The following is a 3871-nucleotide window of genomic DNA, read 5'->3' as shown; positions in this document are numbered from 1 at the left end:
CATCGCTGCCAGCAAAGCCGTCAAGCGCTGCTGCCCATCAATGACCAAATCATCTGGTTCCTTGTACATTTTCTTGTTCTTACCGATTTGTGCCGCATTCCCGTATTCAAGCGGCGATTTCCACAGCATGATATACCCGATTGGAAACCCCTTGAGCATTGAATCCAGAAGATCACGCACCTTGCTATCCTTCCAGACAAAAGGTCGCTGCAAATCCGGCAAACCGATTCGTCCGTTTTTAACATCAGAAAGCAAATCCGCCACCTTACTTGGAATGTTAGCAAACAATTCTTTTCCCATAGATCCTCCTGATCATCGGTATTCTGTGCCTCCACCACTACCGCAAAATCCCACTTCGTCGCCTCCGACTCGTGTTGTTATTTTTGCTTGAAATTTGCTAGAGGCTATAGTACAAAGGGGGTCGCGATTTGCGACCCCCTTTTGACTTCATTTTCATATTGTCAATGCCGTACCGCCCGGGGACGGATCTAAAGCTTGTTTTCTTCCTTAATCTCCAGGATACGTTCTGGAGGAAGCTCGGTCATATCGGCGATGAGCGTCGTATCGAAGCCGGCGCAGAGCATTTTTTTGACGAGGAGCTCCTTTTCTTCCAACTTACCTTTCTGTTCGCCGATTTTCAACCCCCTCTGTTCGCCAATGCGGATGCCTTCTTGCTGGTACTCTTTTTTAAAGAGATTCATGGTTTTAACTTCATCATATTCGCTCATTAACATTTCTGTCACCTCCGATCGGTGTTGTTTTAGAATTTGGGCCAGGATGTCTTTCTCAATGCACTGTGTGACGGCATAATCAATGGCCGCTTCGATGGGGAGTTCCCGTTGATACTCCTTAACCAGTGCCACGAAGTAGGCGTATTCCCACAGGGGGCGGCAGTCCTCCATGAGGGCCTTGTTGTGCTCAAGGTTGATGTTGAGCATGGTGGCCGTCCACTCGTAGGCACCTGCCGTATCCAGGGGCTTGATGAATAAATCCGAGAGCTTCAGCTCATGGCTATCCGGCGCGCTGCGGTCCCCATTATAAAAAACGATGTACCGAGGCGTGGGGATGGTCACGGGGGTGCTGCTGTAGATATTCTGATCGTGGGTGTCAACGTAGCCCTTGTACATGGCACTGTAATAGAAGAGTCCACGCAGGGGCATGTTGGGATTCTCGGTGCTCTGGTGCTCGTAGAGATTGAGATAGTCTTCTATGAGGAAAGAGACGTCCGTTAACGTGTCCACAATCTACAAAAATTCCTTTATTTAAAAAGAAGTAGGAATTTTCGTATATTGCGAACCATCAGTCACCGGCTGCTATTCGCTAACGCTCATAAGACAGCAGCCTACATCTTTACTTCGTAAAGCTGGACGCGATGGCCCTTCCGCCCCAAAGATGAACCGAAAGAGCCGGTCCTTGTATTTTTTGTTGACCTTCGTTTCCACTCGTCGAATCGCCTCCCCTGCTTTTGATGGGTTTAGTATATCATTTTTTCTTGAAATTTGCTAGAGGCTATAGTACAAAGGGGGTCGCGATTTGCGACCTCCTTTTGGGCTTTATTTCTGTGTTGCCGCCACCATCGCCTGGTAGCGCTTCATCAGAGCTGCGACACACCGGCTTTCGGTCATGCCTTTGACGGTGAAGCCGTAGGCAGCCATGACGGTGCGGTCGTTGGCCTGGTGGGCTTTTCACAGTTTCTCTTCGCTCAAATCGTTCTTCCGTGTTTTCATGCGAATTCCCTTCATAATTTCTTATGGTTAGTAATCCCGTTTACATGGTTGGGCAATCGGACTCCCGTTCCATTTTCTTCTGAATAAAATCCTCTTCTCCATAACGTGGAATTGTCATTTCCGCTAGATGTTCTTCTAAAATTACATCCCTTAATAATTCAAAATAGACTTTTTGTAGTTCATATTCTGACAACTTAACTGCTTGTTCGCTGGACACTTCATCTTCATAATTCTGGCTGATTGCAGTATTCAGTAACGATATAGCTTCCAGAAGTTCCTCTGTAGGCTCCACATTATTGTCCTTGAAATCATCTGTTTCGCCGTACTTCTCGTCATAAAACTGCTGGTAATCTAAACACTGAAGTGCCAACTCAAGATGTTCTTTCTTTATTTTTACTTCTGCTTTTTCAATGTAATTGATAGGATGATTTTTACGATAGACATTTTCTGCGCACTCACGCAGGCCACTAATAAATCGAGGAAAATTAGCCGATGTAACCAGATACCTCAATGTAGCCCCGATTTCTTTTATTTGATAACACCCGAAGCAGATGCTTTTTCCATATGATATATTCTGCAGAGCTTTGCCTGTTTCTTCATCAATACCTAAGCATTGGCATGCTTTTTCTATTTCAAATGTTTCAAAATCTGTTTCACCAGTTAGGTATCCAACTGTCACCCCAAAAAATCCTGCAATATTCAGCATGTTTTCATACGACGGAAAACCGATTTCTTTACTAACTCCGTTCTTTTGGATTGCATTTCCTACACGTAACCATCGGCTAACATTGGCCTGTGTTCCACGACCATATCGACTCTTATACTCTTTAAGAAATGTTTCCTGTGTATATCCATTTTCTTTCATTAGCTGGTTGAGTCTGTCGCACCAAATCTTTGCTCGACTCCGCAACATATTATTCATAGTATATTTCTCCTAATAAATTCACTCTATCTACATCGCCTGTATATTGCTGGTAGTATTTACATTTCCTACAGTATCCGATAAAATAGATACTGTCAAGAAGCAGTTGAATGCTTCTATGCCATGGTGCATACATAGAACAAAAATATATCAGGAGATTTTCCCATGAACAATAACAATTCTATTCCTACCACTACAGACAACGACAATTTAAAAAGCACTATTCTTGCTGAGGCCCAACATCTATTTTCAGATATTGCGCTCTCTACTGAAAAAGAATCCAAGGAGAAGTATGCTGCTAAAGCTAAATTGATTGAAGGCGCTACGGATATGTCTACCCAAGAGAAGCTCAAAGCACTTGATAAAAATAACGAGCGCCGCAATCAGGAAAAATTGCAGAATGCTATCCTTGCAGTTGTTTTCCTCGCTGTATTTGGTATTTGGTCTGAGTGCTACCTTCAGCGGCGATAATATCCACAGGAGGAAGGGGCGCCGGGTGGTCGGTCATATCTTTTTTTCTTGAATCAATAGTGCGATACCATAGATTCCACAAAGCAGCAATATTAAATGTATATTTCGCTCCACGAGCTCCACTTGCACGGAGTTATAGACCCACTGTCACGGTTGAACTGATCCACCTTCACGGAAGGTGAACTGAACCATTCACATATATCTCGTATAATTGGATTGGCACACGATGTGTGACCACCCGCTATAGGAGGTCGATAATTATGGCTAATTATCGAGAAATCTTAAGGCTGACAAGCCTTAACCACACGTAGCATGAGATTGCTGCCAGTCTGCACAGTTCACGAAATACAATTTGTGACGTTTTAAATCGGGCAAAATTATCAGGCCTACACTGGCTGCTTGATGATTCTGTAATTTTGGAGGTGGTGATTAAGTCATAATGGCATTATTAAATTTTAAAATAGAATAGTAGATGTTTATCAAATGAGGTTGCTATGGCAAACGGATCTGTCTCCGTGAGGGTGGCCACCGTGAGGCTGGATCTAAATGACCGTGCAAGTGGAGCTCAGTAGCCGAAATATACACCTCCGGTTCGTCCATTGTAAAAGACGATGATATTGTCAATAATAGTTGACAGATTTCCCTCAAGGATTCAGCGACCTTATGCAACATCCTGTAAGGACTGGTAATATTGCTGCCTCTTTATTATAGGTGGCACTCCACCAATCGATGAGCAGATTCTTCTGTTATT

General features: G+C 43.8%; 4 protein-coding genes. 1 reads left to right on the top strand and 3 read right to left on the bottom strand.

What is annotated here, in order from left to right:
• From VB081_RS08880 to VB081_RS08870, 3 genes are all read right to left on the bottom strand, one after another.
• Positions 1-300: DUF262 domain-containing protein (locus VB081_RS08880; RefSeq protein ID WP_323400469.1), on the bottom strand; the 300-nt coding region annotated here is incomplete at its 3' end.
• Positions 301-488: 188 nt separating this feature from the next.
• Positions 489-1241: a hypothetical protein gene (locus VB081_RS08875; RefSeq protein ID WP_323400468.1), complete on the bottom strand. Its 753-nt coding sequence runs from the start codon at positions 1239-1241 to the stop codon at positions 489-491.
• Between the two features lie 526 nt (positions 1242-1767).
• Complete coding sequence (locus tag VB081_RS08870; RefSeq protein ID WP_323400467.1) at positions 1768-2649, bottom strand: hypothetical protein; 882 nt, start codon at positions 2647-2649, stop codon at positions 1768-1770.
• A 165-nt stretch (positions 2650-2814) separates the two neighbouring features.
• On the opposite strand from VB081_RS08870, the gene VB081_RS08865 reads away from it, so the two are divergent.
• Positions 2815-3120: a hypothetical protein gene (locus VB081_RS08865; protein WP_323400466.1), complete on the top strand. Its 306-nt coding sequence runs from the start codon at positions 2815-2817 to the stop codon at positions 3118-3120.
• The last annotated feature ends 751 nt before the right edge of the window (positions 3121-3871 follow it).

The sequence above is a fragment of the Christensenella sp. genome (assembly GCF_034927525.1).
In the GTDB taxonomy this organism is placed as follows: domain Bacteria; phylum Bacillota; class Clostridia; order Christensenellales; family Christensenellaceae; genus Christensenella.
Note: the sequence above shows the minus strand (reverse complement) of the source record. Positions and strands in the feature narration are given on the sequence as shown.